This window comes from Flavobacterium melibiosi (genome assembly GCF_048158545.1).
GTDB lineage: Bacteria > Bacteroidota > Bacteroidia > Flavobacteriales > Flavobacteriaceae > Flavobacterium > Flavobacterium melibiosi.
The window spans coordinates 27,468-43,487 of sequence record NZ_JBLNKU010000002.1 but is presented as its reverse complement, the minus strand read 5'-3'; the positions used below and the strand labels follow the sequence as shown (position 1 = coordinate 43,487).

The following is a 16,020-nucleotide window of genomic DNA, read 5'->3' as shown; positions in this document are numbered from 1 at the left end:
ATAATATAATTGTATTAACTTACGTTATTACATGGTTATATATTGTTAAATTTGTATAAAATAAAAATTAAAATCAAATTATGGAAAATCAAAAAAGCAGTTCAAGTCTTAAAGCAGTTATAGCGGTTTTGGCAGTTTTATTAGTGGGAAGTTTAGTGTATATTTTTAAAATGACTTCTGATGCCGATGTAGTTAAAACAGAATTAAAAACTACCTTGACCGAGAAAGAATCCGTTATGAAAGATTTACAAGAGTTAAAATCGACTTATGATGCTGCAATTGCGGAAAACACATCGATGTCTGATGAACTAATTCAAGAAAGAGATAAAGTGGTAAACTTAATGTCTGATTTAAGTAAATCTAAAGGCGATGTAACTTCTATGTCAAAGTATAAAACACAATTCATTGCTTTGCAAGGGAATATGAAAGTTTTAATGGCAGAGAATGAAGGTTTGAAAAAAGAAAACACGACTTTAACGGTACAACGTGATAGTACGGTTGTTGTATTAGGAGAAACTAAAAAAAATGTAGAAGCATTAACAGGCCAAAATGAAGAATTGGCAAAAGCAGTTGAAATTGGTTCAAAATTGACTGTTTTAAACACTAGAGGTTCTGCTTTTAAATTAAGAAGTTCTGGTAAACAAATAGAAACTGATAAAGCGAGTAGAGCTGACGTTCTTAGAGTTAATTTTACAATTGCTGAAAATCAAATAGCTAAATCTGGTGATAAAACATATTATGTTCAAGTAATTGACAGTAAGAATAATGTTTTAGGCGACAAAAAAACAGAGACTTTTGGAGATAATACTTTAACATATAGTTTTATAACTAATGTGAAATATGAAAACAAAACAATAAGTGTTTCTGAAGATTTAAGAGGTAAAGATTTTGCTAAAGGAACTTATTACATCAATATTTTCGATAGAGATATATTGGTTTCTAAAACAAGTTTTGTTTTAAGATAATATTTCAAAATTTTTGCATAAAAAAAGAGGAACGTTATATTCCTCTTTTTTTATGCAAAAATTTCACCTTCTATCAATACAGTGTCAATTAGATTACTGCCAAAAGCGTACGGCAATTGAAAGTAGGAGGGAATAGGTTTCGTAATAATCAGATTCGCTTTTTTTCCAATAGTTATACTTCCATGTGTATCGGAAACTCCCATAGCGTAAGCTCCATTTATTGTGGCTGCATTTATAGCTTCTTCGGGAGTCATTTTCATTTTGATACAAGCGGTTGCCACTACAAAGTTCATATTTCCCGATGGAGTGGAACCAGGATTATAATCGGTTGCGAGAGCGAGAGGAAGTCCAGCTGTTATCATTTCTCGTGCCGGCGTATAAGGAATACTCAAGAAATAAGAACAGGAAGGCAAAGCAACTGGCATTGTTTCGGTATTCTTTAAAGCTGCAACATCTTCGGGTTTCATAACTTCTAAATGGTCTACAGAAAGGGCATTGTATTTTATTCCAGCCTGGATTCCGCCAATAGAGTTGAACTGATTGACATGGATTTTTGGTTTTAAGCCAAATTTAATTCCAGCTTCCATAATTTGTTGGGTTTCATCAACAGTAAAATAACCGGTTTCACAAAATGCATCGATGAAGTTTGCTAGTTTATGTTTTGCAATTTCAGGGAGCATTTCGTTAATGATTAAATCTATATAACCTTGATGATTTGATGCATATTCCAATGGAAAAGCATGAGCTCCTAGAAAGGTTGCTTTTATGGTTATGGGGTAGTTTTGAGCTAATTGTTGAATCACGCGAAGCATTTTTAATTCTCCATCCAATGTCAATCCGTATCCCGATTTGATTTCTACAGCTCCAGTTCCTAAACGCATGACTTCTTCCAGTCGAGCTTTTGATTGGTCGTAGATTTCTTCTTCAGTGGATTCGTTTAGTTTTTTAGCTGAATTTAAGATTCCACCGCCACGATTAGCAATTTCTTCATAGGTCATGCCATTGATTCGATCTACAAATTCTTGTTCGCGATTGCCAGCATAAACAATATGCGTATGACTGTCACACCAGGATGGTAAAACCATTTTTCCAGTAGCATCAATAGTTTTATCAGCATGTATTTTAGGCAAATTATCCATCGAACCAAAATCAGCAATTAAGTTGTCTTTAATTACTAAAAAAGCATTTTTGATTGTTGGAAGAATAGCCATTTCAGTACCGGAAACTTTAGCAATTGAAGTTTCCCGAATTTGAAGTAATTCCTTAATATTGATGATTAATGTTGTCATTTGAAAAATTATTCTAAAACTGTTATTTCAAACATTTTATCCCAATTTTTCCCAGTTACAAAAATGGTTTTAGTTTTTGGATTGTAAGCTATACCGTTTAATACTTCAGCAGTTTCATTTTTTACAAATTTCCTCAAACCTGACATATTTAAAATACCTTCAACAGCTCCATTTACAGGGTTTACTACAGCGATAGCATCTTTTTGCCACACATTCGTGTAAATTTTTCCATTAATCCATTCCAATTCGTTAATACTTGGAATTTTTGATTCTCCAGAATACACATTGACATAATCTATCATTTTTTGGGTGTTTGGATCCATTTTCCAAATTTTTTCAGTTTTGTCTGTTTGATAAATGTATTTACCGTCATTCGTCATTCCCCAACCTTCAATATCTTTATCGTAAGCGAACGTTTTTTCAAGCTTTAATGTGGTTGCATTATATATGAAACCGGTTTTTTCTTGCCAAGTTAATTGGTACATTTTATTGTTCAAGAAAGTAATTCCTTCTCCAAAATATTTTGCGTCAAGATTAATTTGTTTGTAAACTTTTCCTGTTCTATAGTCGTATTTTCTAAAGTATGAATTCCCTTTTAATCCTGTACTTTCGTATAAAGTGTCTTTGTAAAACTCTAAACCTTCGGTAAAAGAGGTTGTGTCGTGAGGAAATGTATTTACTATCTTGTAATTCAATAATTTTGGCTGCACATTTGAAACTAATTCTACTCTTGCTGTAGCTTCTGCGTTTTCTCCTTCATAATATACTAATGCTTTTAGGTTTTGATAGCCTAATTTTTGGTCTTTTAATTCAAAAGTTAGTTTTTCAAGTCCTTTTTTTGAAGCTATTTTTTTATCATTTACGTAGTAGATAATACTGTCAACCGCTTTCGAATTTGGGTTCGAAATTCCTAATTCTATTGCTTCTTGTGGCTGATATTTTTCCTTAAATTTAGAAATATCGAAGGCAAATAAAGTATTTTCTCCTTTTTTTGTGTCATTGCAACTTGCCAAGGTGATTCCTAATAAAATGAAAGATAGGAAGTTATAATTTCTCATAGTTTGATTTTTTGATGTACCAATATACAACGTTATTTTTATAGGTACAAAGCACTTGCAAAAATATAAAAAGTTTGTATATTTGCATCGGCAAGTCCTACACGACCAGCTCCTGCAGACTCCCCCAGGATGGGAACATAGCAAGGGTACGTGGTTGAGCGGTGCGATGTAGGTCGCTTGCCATTTTTAAATCTGAATTTATTTCAGATTCTTTTTCGAAATTCACACAAATAAGTAGTCTTCCTTCGGGAGGATTTTTTTATTTTTGGACCTTTCGTATAATAAACATCAATAATCATGAATAAAGTAGTTCTAATTACAGGAGGTTCTTCAGGAATAGGAAAATCTATTGGCGAGTTTTTGCATCATAAAGGTTTTGTTGTTTATGGAACCAGCAGAAATCCGGAACGAGTTATAAATTCAGTTTTTCCATTGGTCTCTTTAGATGTTCGGGATACGGATTCGATTCATACGGCTGTAGCCAAAGTAATTGCTATTTCAGGAAGATTAGATGTTGTAATTAACAATGCTGGTGTTGGAATTACAGGGCCGCTGGAAGAAATTCCAATGCATGAAATCAAAAATAATTTTGAAACTAATTTCTTTGGACCAATTGAAGTGATGAAAGCCGTTTTGCCTCAAATGCGTTCACAACAATCGGGTTTAATCATCAATATTACGTCTATTGCTGGGTATATGGGTTTACCATACCGAAGTGTTTATTCAGCTTCTAAAGGTGCTCTTGAACTGATAACAGAAGGGTTGCGCATGGAAGTGAAATCCTTTGGTGTTCATATTACGAATGTAGCTCCGGGTGATTTTGCGACAAATATTGCTTCGGGACGTTTTCATGCTTCGGTTATAAAAGGTTCTGCTTATGAAAGTCCTTATGGGAATACTTTAAAAACTATGGATGAACATGTGGACAGTGGCAGTAATCCAAATGAAATGGCAGAAGCGGTGTATAAAATTATCCAAACTCCAAATCCTAACATTCATTATAAAGTAGGTGTTTTTATGCAAAAGTTCTCGATTGTCTTGAAGAGAATTTTACCGGATAAAGTATATGAAAAAATGCTTATGAACCATTATAAATTGTAATTTTGCACCGAATTTATTGATTTTACGCTTGCGTGAGATTTGAGATTAAGAGGAGAACAGCCAGTGGCTGTTAGGTATTTTAGGTTGCGTGAGGGATTGCAGTGAAAATCCTTTTACTTTTTTCTTTAAAAAGTAAAAGATTACTTCACATTACATTTATTTTCATTGGAGTTCAGTGAATTTCATTTGTAACGGAAAGCCCGACCCTTGGGTCACGCCCAAAGAATTATAAAACACACAATTAAATAGATATATTATGAAGTTTTTTATTGACACGGCTAATTTAGCTCAAATTAAGGAAGCACAAGCATTAGGCGTTTTGGATGGTGTTACAACTAATCCATCATTGATGGCAAAAGAAGGAATCACAGGGAAAAATAGCATTTTGAAACATTACGTTGATATTTGTAATCTTGTTGATGGTGATGTAAGTGCCGAAGTAAATGCTTTGGACTATGACGGAATGATCAAAGAAGGTGAAGAATTAGCTGACTTACACGATCAAATCGTTGTGAAATTACCTATGACTAAAGAAGGAGTTATGGCTGCTAAATACTTTTCGGATAAAGGAATTAAAACAAATGTAACTTTAGTATTCTCTGCAGGACAAGCTTTATTGGCTGCAAAAGCGGGAGCAACTTATGTTTCTCCATTTATTGGTCGTTTGGATGATGTATCTACAGACGGTTTGGCTTTGATTGAAGAAATTAGATTGATTTATGATAACTATGGTTACGAAACACAAATTCTTGCTGCTTCAGTTCGTCACACGATGCATATTGTAAACTGTGCAAAAATAGGTGCTGATGTTATGACTGGACCATTATCTGCAATTTATGGCTTGTTGAAACACCCATTGACTGATATTGGATTGGCACAGTTTGTTGCTGATTTCGAGAAAGGAAATAAATAATATTTTAGTATTCAGTGTTGAGTTGAATACGTTCAAGTTTTAAATAAAAAAATCCCATTTCAAATTGAAATGGGATTTTTTATTGGTTGGTTTGGTTTTTTGGTTTGGTATTATATTTTGTTAAAATTAGTGTCCTCCACCAACTTCTATTTCTTGTCCGATTCCTTGTTTTTCAAGTATTCCAATTACTTTCCAACCATAGAATGCGATGAATGCAAAACACAATACAGGAATAAAATAAGAGGCGTGAATTCCGATGATATCAGCTAGTTTTCCTTGTAATGGCGGGATAATTCCACCACCCAAAATCATCATTACTAAAAATGCTGATCCTTGTGAAGTATATTTTCCTAAACCAGCAATTCCTAGAGAGAAAATACATGGCCACATAATACTTAGAAACAATCCACCACTCATAAAAGCAAAAATAGCTATGGTTCCAGTTGTGAATAAACCAATAAGCATGGCTGCCATTCCCATTAAACCAAAAATCATTAATGTTCTTGACGGTTGATCTTTACCTAAAAAGAAACCTGCAATTTGGAATAAAATTACGAATGCGTATGCATATAATGGTGTTATGTCTTGTCCTGAAATAGCATTTGCAGCTAAAACTACACCAAATGCAAGGTAAGGTATAACGATAAGTAAAATCTTCTTAAGTTGTGATGACGGATTGAAAACAGAAATTGCTCCTGCCCAACGTCCAATCATTAAACTTCCCCAATACATAGACATGTAAGGAGCTAAACCGGGACCTTCAATTGAACCAAAAGCAGTAGTTTTTAATAATTCTCCAAGATTACTTCCAATTGTTACTTCTACTCCAACATAAGAAAATAGAGCCAACATACCCAACACTAATTGAGGATATTTCATTGCTCCCCAACCTTCAGGGTTTTTCTGTGCTGTAGTGTTAGCGAACAACAATCCAATCACTACAACTACTAGGGTAGAAATAGTTAATGATAATCCTAAATAATCTTTTTCTTTATTTTCTATAAAACGAGAAATAAATTCAGGATCCTCATAACGAGAAAATATATAGGCAAAAATGGCAACTAAAATTACAGTAATTGCAATTAATGTTTTCATTGCTTTATTTGCTGTTTCAAAAGTAGAGTCACTTTTTCCAGCAGGTAATTTTTTAGAAAAATGAAATAAAGCAGCCGCTAATAAAAATAGACCGCCAACAAATACATATAGAATCCTCATTGAATCTAATGAATCTTCTTTTTGAGCAAATTCTTCAATACTTACACCAGAGATTACACCAAATAAAGCAAAAGAAACAACTATTGGTCCTATTGTGGTTCCTAATGAATTAACGCCTCCAGCAAGATTTAATCTGCTTGATGCACTATGAGGCTCACCTAATGATGCTGCGAAAGGTTGAGCAGAAGTTTGTTGTAATGAAAATCCCAATGCAACTATGAATAAAGCACCAAGAATGAATAAATAACTTCCTTGTGTTACTGCCAATATCATTAAAGCTGCTCCAAATGTACTAATCAATAATCCATAAATGATTCCTTTTTTGAATCCCCAATCATTAAGAATGTCTTTTTTTGCAATGCTGCTAAAAATGAAAAGAAGTATAGCACCTATGTAATAAGCTCCATAAAAAGCAAAATCTATAAGCTGACTTTGAAACTGGTCTAAGCCAAACTTGGCTTTACAAAAAGGGATAAAAACACCATTAGATGCTCCAATAAATCCCCAGAAGAAGAATACTGTAATTAAGGTATAAAGAGCCGAATTATTCGACTTCGTCTGTTCTGAATTCATAATTTTTTTTTGGTTTTTTTTAGTTTAATTAATTATTTTTTTGCTGTAAGACGGTAAATATATTTGTTAAGTAAATTAAAAAAAAATTATTTAGAATAAATATTGTTAAAATTGTTGAATAATCACTATTTGTTATAAAAAGATGCTTTTTTTTTGAAGATTCAATCTATTTGGAATAAAGTATTGAATTGAATTTTATTCTAAAATTTTACTTTTTACATCTTTACTGTAATTCCGTCCTATGGGTAAAGTGTAAGAAAGTATTTGGATTCGGTTCCCCTCAATAGACTTTATTTTGTCTATAGCAATGGTGTATGATTTATGGATGCGCACAAATCGGTCTAGAGGTAATTCTTCAGATAAAGAGGTTAATGATTTGTGCGTAATGTAGGTTTTATCAATAGTCACAACCTTAATATATTCTTTCATTCCTTCGATAAACAGAATTTCATCGATTGTTATTTTTACCATTTTTTTATCTACTTTGATAAAAATATGGGGTTCGATTCGATGCATCTCCGTTTTAATATTATTCTTTAAATTGATTTCGGTTGAAATTCTATTGATGCATTTAATAAATCGGGGTAATGGGATTGGCTTTACTAAATAGTCTAAAACGTCTAATTCATAGCTTTCGGCAGCAAATTCCCTAAAGGCTGTGGTGATTACAATTTTAGTTTTGTACTCTATTAATCGGATCAATTCAAAACCAGTCATCATAGGCATATTGATATCGAGAAATACGGCATCTACACTATTGTTATTGATAAACTCCAGTGCTTCCAGTGCATTGCTAAACGTGCCAATAATTTCAAAATCTGCAAAATTGGTAAAATAATTCTGAAGGACTTTTATAGCTAATGGTTCATCGTCTACTAAAACACATTTAATCTTCATTATGGATAGGTATTTGTAAAGAGATGATATAATAATTGAACTTTACTTTGTGTTCGAAAGTGTATTGGTTTTTGAAAATTAATTTCAACCGCTTCTTAGTGTTTATTAGACCGATACCTTTTTTTGTTTTTGTATGCTGTGAAAGTACAAAATTATTCAGAATTTCAAAACTCAAGGTAGTTCCATTAATGACTTTACAATTAATCTTTATTTTAAGGTTGCCATTATTTATGCCACCATGTTTAAAGGCATTTTCTACAAGAGATATAAAAAGTAAAGGGGGAACTTTAACGGCGTCAATATTAGAATCTATATTTATGGATACTTCCACGTTTTCAAAACGAAGTTTTTCGATTTCAATATAATTCTGAATATAATTAATTTCATTTATCAAAGGAACAAATTTAGTCCCTTCAATATCGTATAAAACATATTCCATCAAATTTGAAAGCTTTATAATCACATCTGGAACTTTATTAGAGGATTCAAGCGATAAAGCGTACAAATTATTTAAAGTATTAAAGAAGAAGTGAGGCTGAATTTGATTTTTTAAATATTTCAATTCAATTTTAGATTGATTCTCTTTTATGGCTCTATTTCGTTCTCTTTCCTTAAGCCAGATTAAAGTTAAATATACCGAAGATGCGATTGCAAGCACATAAATTTCACCAATGCATACTGCTACAATATGATTCAATTCAAAGGGCTTGTATTCTCTGTTGGCTTCTGGCCAAATATCTTCGGAAATGATATAATAGGTTAATTCAGTTTTCAATAAATAAACCACCATTAAACTCAATAGTAAGCCTAAACTATATTTAAAATATTTTGAAGTTAATACATAGCGAGGTATAAGGAAATATAGATTGAAATATACTAATGGAATGTGAAGTGAAAATTCTAAAATATTAGATTTTAATGAATATCCATAGTCATTAAAATACGCGCCCCATCGAAGAAAGTTCATCAAAAAAAATAATCCCCAAAACCAAAAATGGTTTTGAAGTCTGATATCGAATTTTATTTCTTTTTGTTTACTCACTTTTTTACTTAATAATTAATCGTTTATGCATTAAAATATGGGTTCTTAATTTTTTTTACAACTTTAATCAATTTGACAATAAAAAACACCTTTTTTTAAATAAAAATATCAAAAAATAGAAAAGAGGTGAAAAAAACACATAAAAGGCGTACTTGAAAAACGTATTGTTGACGGAATTATGTCGTTGGTTTAAAAAAAAGGACAGTTGGTATAAATTATTTTTTTTAGAATACCCTTAAAGATAAATTTACGCCATAACTAACAAAAACTTTTCAAAAATGAAACAAATTATCTTAATCTTTATGATCATTTTTACTTCGCAAGTTACGCTTGCTCAAGTAAAAACTGTCAAGGGTTCAGTAACCGATGCTGTCGGTTCACCATTGCCTGGGGCATCTATTGCAGTACAAGGAGAATCAAAAGGAACCGTTACCGATTTTGACGGTAATTTTTCTATTGAAGTACAAAAAGGAAAAACCTTGATAATTTCTTATCTAGGATCAGAGACTCAAAAAGTTGTAGTGGGTGATGATAGCGTTATTAAAGTACAATTGAAAGAAGCTGCTTCTACTGCACTTACTGAAGTAGTAGTAACCTCTCTTGGTATCAAGAAAACCAGAAAATCATTAACGTATTCCGCTCAAGAATTAAAAGGAGAAGAATTAACTCGTGTTAAAGATGCAAATATCATTAATACTATTGCAGGTAAAATTGCTGGTGTTGCCGTAACAAAAAGTGCTGGTGGTACGGGTGGCTCTACAAAAGTGGTTATTAGAGGAAATTCTTCTGTAAGTAATAACCAGCCGCTTTATGTAATTGATGGTATTCCTTTGTTTAATGGAACTTCAGGACAACCTAATAATGCTTTTGGAGATACTGCTGGTGGAAACCGTGATGGAGGAGATGTTGTGTCTCTTATTAATCCTGATGATTACGAAGGTATGACAGTTCTTAAAGGAGCTGCTGCATCAGTATTGTACGGAAGTCAAGGTGCAAATGGAGTAATTTTGCTTTCTTCAAAAAAAGCAAAAGAAGGAAAATCAAATCTTAAAGCTTCGTCAGTAACTACTTTTGAGTCGGCTGCATATTTGCCAAAATTTCAAAATGAATACGTTGCTGTAGCAGGAGGTGAAGAAACTTGGGGAGCAAAAGGAGCTTCTAATGACCATGTGAAAGATTTCTTTGATACTGGAAACACACAGATTACTTCATTGGCTTTTTCTTCGGCTTCGGCAATATCATCTACTACTTTATCTTATGCGAACACTAGTGGATCTGGAATTATACCAGGAAGTGGTTTAAAGAAGAATAATTTTGGGATTCGTCAAACTGCAAAATTTTTCAATGATAAATTGAATGTTGCCGCTAATGCAAATTATACTACTCAAAAAGTTATCAATAGACCTGTAAACGGACTCTATTTTAATCCTTTGACCGGAGTTTATTTGATGCCAAGGGGAAATGATTTTAATGCTTACAAAGAGAACTTCGAAGTTTTTGATCCTTCAAGAAATATGATGGTTCAAAACTGGATGACTAACAGAGATATTCTTCAAAATCCATATTGGGGAATCAATAGAAATAAGTCCGAAGATACCAATCAATTTTTTAACGGATCAATTGCTTTAGATTATAAAGTAAATAACTGGTTAAGTGTTGCTTCAAGATACAGTTACAATCGTGTCGAAAGTGGTTTTGATAAAAAGATATATGCCACTACACAAGGTACTTTATCTCACACAAACGGAAGATACATAAACGTGAATACTTTAAGCACGCAACGCTATGGTGATTTGATTGCTACAATTAATACTAAATTCAATGAAGATTTTAGTTTTAATGCTAATGTAGGAACAAGTATTACCAATACAATAGGAAATCAAAGAACAACTTTGGATTCTGGTATTGGTGGAGGTTTACAAATAGCAAACTGGTTTACATTGGGTAATTTTGTGAACAATGCAGGAAATTTACAAACGTTAGATTCTTCGAAAGAAGTACAATCTGTTTTTGCAGCTACTACTTTTGGATACAAAGACATGTTGTTTTTAGATCTTGCAGCAAGAAACGACTGGTCTTCTACATTAGTCAATACGAATAATTCAGGTTTCTTTTATCCATCTGTGGGTGTAACTGCTATTATTAGCGAAATGACAACTTTGCCAGAATTTATTAATTATGGAAAAGTTCGTGCCACGTATGCGCAAGTAGGGAATGATATTTTTCCTTTTGTTACCTCTCCAACTAATGGTTTTACTTCAGAAGGTAATAAGCCTGCTATTGCAGCTCCAAAACCTGGAACGTCATTGCGTCCAGAATTAAAATCAGAAGTTGAAATTGGTACAGAATGGAGAATGTTTAATAACAGACTGGGATTCGAATTGTCTTATTATAATTCAGAAACTAAACATCAATATTTACAAATTCTTGCTCCACTAACGAATCCTCTTGGTGTAAAATACTATGGTATTAATGCAGGTAGTATTAAAAACGTAGGTTTTGAAGCGGTTGTTACCGGAAAAATTGTTAAAACCGATAAGTTCTCTTGGGATGCAACGGTAAATTATTCTCAAAATAAAAATACAGTTAAGGAAATTCCAATTGAATTAGGCGGAAAAGTAATTTTGACTGAAGCTGGAGTGAATAATTATCGATATGTTTTAGAACAAGGTAAACCCTATGGTGTTATTGAAGGTGTAAATATCAAAAGAGATGCTCAAGGCAGAGTACTGTTAAATGCTGATGGCACCATTCAAAAAACAGATTTTGAAGAAGTAGGAAATTCTAATCCAGACTTTATGTTAGGTTTTTCTAACTCATTTAAATTAGGTTCTTTCTTTGCAAATGTACTTATCGATGGAAGATTTGGGGGTAATGTTATGAGTTTGACTGAAGCAGTAAATGACGAATTTGGAGTATCAAAAGCTACAGGAGATGCCAGAAATGCCGATGGAGTTACTATCAACGCAGTTTATCCTGATGGCTCTGCATATACAGGAAAATATCCGGCTGAAAGTTATTACAAACAAACAGGAGGCAGAGCAGGTGCAACAGGAGAATATGTATACGATGCTACTAATGTAAGTTTAAGAGAAGTTTCAATAGGGTATACTTTTAATACTAAAAGATTGCCCTTCTTACAAACAGCCAGTTTGTCATTAATTGCCAGAAATTTAGGTTTTATTTACAAAGATGCTCCATTTGATCCTAATATTTCATTAAGCACAGGGGAAGGTTTGCAAGGTATTGATGTTTACGGAATGCCATCTACAAGAAGTATCGGTCTTAATTTAAACGTAACTTTCTAATCAAAAAATCATGAAATTAAATACTATAAAAAGAACAGCTATTTGTATTTCCTTGCTTGCTGCAGTGAGTTGTACAGATAATTTTGAAGAAATAAATACTAATCCAAACGGTATTACCCCAGAATTATTAGAACAAGATTTTAATCATATTAAAGGTTCATTTGGACCAATGTTCAACAATATAATAGTTCTTACACCAGAATGGAAATACCAAGTGCAACAAGGATTGCAAGGAGATATTTGGTCGGGTTATATGGCAACGGGAACTGCTTTTAGAGGAGGAACAAATAACACTACCTACGATCTTGTAGATGGCTGGAATGGTTTTGCGTGGGGTGCTGCTTATGGAGATGTAATGTTTAATGCTTACAATGTAGAACAAAAAGCAAAAGGAAAATACGATCAATTTTATGCACTGTCTTTGATTTTGAAAGTAGAAGGAATGCATAGAATTACGGATACTTATGGTCCTATTGTATATTCAAAATTTGGAACTACTGATCCGGTAATTGCTTATGATTCTCAAGACGAAGTTTACAATCAAATGTTCAAAGAATTAGATGTTGCAGTTGCTGAATTAACAAAAAGAGTGGATGCAAATGAAGCTTCTACATTTGTAACTACTGATCTTTCTTCCTACAAAGGAGATTATAAAAAATGGGTAAAATTTGCAAATTCATTGCGTCTAAGATTAGCCATGCGTATTGTTAAAAAGAATCCGGCTTTAGCAAAAACAGAAGCTGAAAAAGCAATTGCTCAAAAATTTGGTGTGATGACTTCAAATGATGATTTATTCAAAGTAGTATCGCCTACATTCAATAATCCAATTGCTACAATTAGTGCCGCTTGGGGAGACATACGTATGTCTGCCGATATGGAATCAATAATGGGAGGTTATGCTGATCCTAGGTTGCCAGTTTTCTTTAATACATCAGTACAATTTCCGGGGCAGTTCAAAGGAGTTCGTACCGGAATAGAAATTGCTGCCAAAGCAGATCATGTTGATTTTTCAGCAATCGGACCAATTGTAAATTCAAAAGAAATTGTTTTAATGACTACTTCAGAAGTTTATTTGTTAAGAGCCGAAGGAGCTTTAAGAGGTTGGAATATGGGTGGAACAGCGCAAAGTTTGTATGAAATGGGTATAACTGCTTCTTTCAATCAACATGGAGTTTCAGGTGCGACGGCTTATATCACTGATAATGTGAAAATAGCAAAAGCGTATGTAGATCCTAATTTTCCAGCAAATAATGGTGCAGCATTAAATAATGTGACAGTTGCTTGGGATGCTGTTGCCACAAATGAAGTGAAGTTGCAAAAAATCATTACTCAAAAATGGATTGCCGGTTTCCCGGAAGGTCAAGAGGCTTGGTCAGAATACAGAAGAACAGGATATCCAAAATTATTACCAGTTCTTAAGAATACTAGTGGCGGAAAAATTGATTCTAATTTAGGTGTAAGAAGGGTAAACTTTGTACAATCTGAAAAAGATGGAAATGCTGGGGGTGTAGCCATTGGACTAACTAAACTGGGCGGAGCTGATAATGGAGGAACTAGACTTTGGTGGGATACTACCGGACCTAACTTCTAAAAAATAAATAAAAAGAATGGAATTTAAATGGTATAAGTGATTCTCATTACTTATACCATTTTAAAAAAAGCATATCTTTATAAATTAGAATTAAAACAAAATAAAATGAAAAGTGCTTTAGAAATTAAACCTGACATTAGCTATAAAAGTGCCGGTAAATTTGAAGAAACTAGATTTGAAAAAATTCATAACGAAATTTTCAAAAACTCAACGGAAGCTTCTATAATTGTAGCTCAAGAAATTGCGGAATTAATTAGATCCAAACAAGAGGAAAATAAATCTTGTGTTCTTGGTTTAGCTACTGGATCTTCACCTATAAAGGTGTATGAAGAACTAGTTAGAATGCATAAAAAAGAAGGACTTAGTTTTAGTAATGTAATCACTTTTAATTTGGATGAATATTATCCAATGACTAAAGAGAACAATCAGAGCTATCATTATTTTATGCATCAGCATCTTTTTAATCATATTGATATTAAGCCTGAAAATATTCATATTCCAGACGGAACAGTAGCTATTGAAGAGTTGAATCAATATTGCATTGATTATGAAATGAATATTAAAAATGCAGGTGGGCTCGATTTTCAATTATTAGGAATTGGTCGTACGGGTCACGTAGGCTTTAATGAGCCAGGGTCTCACATCAATTCAGGAACTCGAATCATCACTTTGGATCACATTACAAGAGTAGATGCTTCCTCAGATTTTAATGGTATTGACAATGTTCCTAAAAGAGCTATTACCATGGGAGTTTCAACTATTCTAAGATCTAAAAGGATTGTGCTAATGGCTTGGGGCCAAAATAAAGCCGATATTATAAAAAGAACCATTCAAGGAGATATCAGCTCTGAAGTTCCGGCTACATTTTTGCAAAATCATACTAATGCCACTTTCGTTTTAGACCAATCGGCAGCTTCAGAATTAACCCGTTTTAAAACACCTTGGTTGGTTGGAGAATGCATTTGGACTCAAGAATTAAAAAGTAAAGCAATTGTTTGGCTTTGCCAAAAAACAGACCAATCTATTTTAAAACTAACCGATAGAGATTACAATAATAATGGAATGTCTGATCTTTTGGCTTTGGAAGGTTCAGCTTACGATTTGAACATAAACATGTTCAATGTGTTGCAACATACAATAACTGGATGGCCAGGAGGGAAGCCCAATACGGATGATACACATAGACCTGAAAGAGCTACTCCAGCTAAAAAAAGAGTAATCCTTTTCAGCCCGCATCCAGACGATGATGTGATTTCTATGGGAGGAACTTTTTCAAAACTAATAAAACAAGGACATGATGTTCATGTAGTGTATCAAACTTCTGGAAACATAGCTGTTACTGATGACGAAGCATTAAAATTTGCTGAAGTTTGCAACGATTTTGTTGGCACCGATGAAACTAAAATTAATTTTAAGGAGGTTATCGATTTTTTAAATAATAAAAACGAAAACCAAATTGATTCTCTTGAAGTTAGAAAGTTAAAAGGACTAATTAGACGCCGTGAATCCTACGCAGCCACAAGATACATTGGATTGAAAGATGAAAATATTCATTTTCTAGACATGCCTTTTTATGAAACCGGACAAGTAAAGAAAAATCCAGTAGGAGAAAAAGATGTAGCTTTAGTTGCGGCTATTATTGCCAAAATAAAACCGCATCAAGTTTTTGCAGCAGGAGATTTAGCAGATCCACATGGTACACATGAAGTTTGTCTGAATGCCATTTTTACTGCTATGAAACAATTGAAGCCAGAGAAATACATGGATGATTGTTGGTTGTGGCTGTACAGAGGTGCTTGGCATGAATGGGATATTCACGAAATAGATATGGCAGTTCCTTTGAGCCCTGATGAGGTTTTGTTAAAAAGACATGCTATTTTATACCACCAATCTCAAAAAGACAGGGTGATGTTTCAAGGGAACGACTCCAGAGAATTTTGGGTAAGAGCTGAAGATCGCAATAAGAATACCGCAAAATTGTATGATAATTTAGGTCTTGCTGAATATGAAGCTATTGAAGCTTTTAAGCGTTTTAGTTATTAAAAATTACCTTTAAAAACGGATAAAA

General features: G+C 33.2%; 11 protein-coding genes and 1 other RNA gene. 7 read left to right on the top strand and 5 right to left on the bottom strand.

Annotation, left to right across the window (positions count from 1 at the left end; genetic code table 11):
• The first annotated feature begins 80 nt into the window (after positions 1–80).
• Complete coding sequence (locus ACM55F_RS02165) at positions 81–965, top strand: hypothetical protein (protein WP_416852069.1); 885 nt, start codon at positions 81–83, stop codon at positions 963–965.
• A 50-nt stretch (positions 966–1,015) separates the two neighbouring features.
• Here the strand turns inward: ACM55F_RS02165 and hutI are convergent, their stop codons facing one another.
• Together hutI and ACM55F_RS02155 are read right to left on the bottom strand one after the other, a co-directional pair.
• Positions 1,016–2,254, bottom strand: a complete 1,239-nt coding sequence (gene hutI, locus ACM55F_RS02160; protein ID WP_416852068.1) for an imidazolonepropionase — start codon at positions 2,252–2,254, stop codon at positions 1,016–1,018.
• An 8-nt stretch (positions 2,255–2,262) separates the two neighbouring features.
• Positions 2,263–3,312 (bottom strand): glutaminyl-peptide cyclotransferase, encoded by a 1,050-nt coding sequence (locus tag ACM55F_RS02155; protein ID WP_416852067.1) that lies wholly within the window; start codon positions 3,310–3,312, stop codon positions 2,263–2,265.
• Positions 3,313–3,400: 88 nt separating this feature from the next.
• Between ACM55F_RS02155 and ffs the strand changes: the two genes are divergently transcribed.
• The 3 genes from ffs to fsa all read left to right on the top strand — a co-directional run bounded on the left by ffs (position 3,401) and on the right by fsa (position 5,326).
• Positions 3,401–3,498, top strand: an RNA gene (ffs, locus tag ACM55F_RS02150) — signal recognition particle sRNA small type.
• Positions 3,499–3,609: 111 nt separating this feature from the next.
• Entirely contained in the window at positions 3,610–4,413 is an 804-nt protein-coding gene (locus ACM55F_RS02145) for an SDR family oxidoreductase (RefSeq protein ID WP_416852066.1), read from the top strand.
• A 256-nt stretch (positions 4,414–4,669) separates the two neighbouring features.
• On the top strand, positions 4,670–5,326 hold the full coding sequence (gene fsa / locus ACM55F_RS02140; protein ID WP_035672771.1) for a fructose-6-phosphate aldolase: 657 nt from the start codon (positions 4,670–4,672) through the stop codon (positions 5,324–5,326).
• A 126-nt stretch (positions 5,327–5,452) separates the two neighbouring features.
• Here fsa and ACM55F_RS02135 read toward each other — a convergent pair whose 3' ends face one another.
• The 3 genes from ACM55F_RS02135 to ACM55F_RS02125 form a co-directional block, all read right to left on the bottom strand.
• Positions 5,453–7,114: an MFS transporter gene (locus ACM55F_RS02135; RefSeq protein ID WP_416852065.1), complete on the bottom strand. Its 1,662-nt coding sequence runs from the start codon at positions 7,112–7,114 to the stop codon at positions 5,453–5,455.
• A 195-nt stretch (positions 7,115–7,309) separates the two neighbouring features.
• Positions 7,310–8,011, bottom strand: coding sequence for a LytR/AlgR family response regulator transcription factor (locus ACM55F_RS02130; protein WP_039109884.1), 702 nt, complete (start codon positions 8,009–8,011; stop codon positions 7,310–7,312).
• Entirely contained in the window at positions 8,001–9,053 is a 1,053-nt protein-coding gene (locus ACM55F_RS02125; RefSeq protein ID WP_416852064.1) for a sensor histidine kinase, read from the bottom strand. Before ACM55F_RS02125 ends, ACM55F_RS02130 begins: the two co-directional genes overlap by 11 nt.
• A 278-nt stretch (positions 9,054–9,331) precedes the next feature.
• Between ACM55F_RS02125 and ACM55F_RS02120 the strand changes: the two genes are divergently transcribed.
• From ACM55F_RS02120 to nagB, 3 genes are all read left to right on the top strand, one after another.
• Complete coding sequence (locus tag ACM55F_RS02120; RefSeq protein WP_416852063.1) at positions 9,332–12,361, top strand: SusC/RagA family TonB-linked outer membrane protein; 3,030 nt, start codon at positions 9,332–9,334, stop codon at positions 12,359–12,361.
• A 10-nt stretch (positions 12,362–12,371) separates the two neighbouring features.
• A complete protein-coding gene (locus ACM55F_RS02115; RefSeq protein ID WP_416852062.1) occupies positions 12,372–13,952 on the top strand; it encodes a RagB/SusD family nutrient uptake outer membrane protein in 1,581 nt (526 codons plus the stop codon).
• Between the two features lie 105 nt (positions 13,953–14,057).
• Complete coding sequence (gene nagB, locus ACM55F_RS02110; protein ID WP_416852061.1) at positions 14,058–15,995, top strand: glucosamine-6-phosphate deaminase; 1,938 nt, start codon at positions 14,058–14,060, stop codon at positions 15,993–15,995.
• Positions 15,996–16,020: the final 25 nt, after the last annotated feature.

What these genes read in the sequence shown, in the direction of transcription:
- ACM55F_RS02165 (WP_416852069.1), top strand. Translation starts at nt 81, where the DNA reads ATGGAAAATCAAAAAAGCAGTTCAAGTCTTAAAGCAGTTATAGCGGTT.
- hutI (WP_416852068.1), bottom strand. Translation starts at nt 2,254, where the DNA reads ATGACAACATTAATCATCAATATTAAGGAATTACTTCAAATTCGGGAA.
- ACM55F_RS02155 (WP_416852067.1), bottom strand. Translation starts at nt 3,312, where the DNA reads ATGAGAAATTATAACTTCCTATCTTTCATTTTATTAGGAATCACCTTG.
- ACM55F_RS02145 (WP_416852066.1), top strand. Translation starts at nt 3,610, where the DNA reads ATGAATAAAGTAGTTCTAATTACAGGAGGTTCTTCAGGAATAGGAAAA.
- fsa (WP_035672771.1), top strand. Translation starts at nt 4,670, where the DNA reads ATGAAGTTTTTTATTGACACGGCTAATTTAGCTCAAATTAAGGAAGCA.
- ACM55F_RS02135 (WP_416852065.1), bottom strand. Translation starts at nt 7,114, where the DNA reads ATGAATTCAGAACAGACGAAGTCGAATAATTCGGCTCTTTATACCTTA.
- ACM55F_RS02130 (WP_039109884.1), bottom strand. Translation starts at nt 8,011, where the DNA reads ATGAAGATTAAATGTGTTTTAGTAGACGATGAACCATTAGCTATAAAA.
- ACM55F_RS02120 (WP_416852063.1), top strand. Translation starts at nt 9,332, where the DNA reads ATGAAACAAATTATCTTAATCTTTATGATCATTTTTACTTCGCAAGTT.
- ACM55F_RS02115 (WP_416852062.1), top strand. Translation starts at nt 12,372, where the DNA reads ATGAAATTAAATACTATAAAAAGAACAGCTATTTGTATTTCCTTGCTT.
- nagB (WP_416852061.1), top strand. Translation starts at nt 14,058, where the DNA reads ATGAAAAGTGCTTTAGAAATTAAACCTGACATTAGCTATAAAAGTGCC.